This window comes from Algoriphagus pacificus (genome assembly GCF_017254845.1).
GTDB classification, from domain to species: domain Bacteria; phylum Bacteroidota; class Bacteroidia; order Cytophagales; family Cyclobacteriaceae; genus Algoriphagus; species Algoriphagus pacificus.
Genome location: NZ_JAFKCU010000022.1, coordinates 1 through 477 on the forward strand (window position 1 = coordinate 1; position 477 = coordinate 477).

The following is a 477-nucleotide window of genomic DNA, read 5'->3' on the forward strand; positions in this document are numbered from 1 at the left end:
ACCTGTTGTGCAGATATAAAAAATCCCGAAACCGTTATGCAGGCTCTAACTATTACCTGCGAACTGTTTCGGGATTGCATTTTGCAGACCTCTCTGCCTGCGATGGTTGGAGTTCCAGACGATACGTCGAAGTGACCAACTAGGCGGAATCGGTAGTAAGCGCCGCCTCTTTTCATCTCACTACCACAACGAGCGAATTAACCCATCGTTGAGTCAAATTTACCCAATTTTATTCAATAAGTCAATATCATGCCGTTAATATGTTGCCATCCGTGGCAATCATGCTGCTAACGTGTGACCGCATTCAAAATGTTGTCTGCGATTGACTCTTCTTTGTGGCATTGCACCACCAGAGCGTCATACAGCGGCTTAACAGTGCGTGACCAGGTGGGTTGGGTAAGGTTTGGGATTAGCATCGTCACAGCGCGATATGCTGCGCTTGCTGGCATCCTTGAATAGCCGACGCCTTTGCATCTT

General features: G+C 47.6%; 1 protein-coding gene. It reads right to left on the bottom strand.

Annotation, left to right across the window (positions count from 1 at the left end):
• Positions 1-287 precede the first annotated feature (287 nt).
• The coding region (locus tag J0A69_RS22415; protein ID WP_206588855.1) for an antitermination protein at positions 288-477 on the bottom strand (190 nt) is incomplete at its 5' end.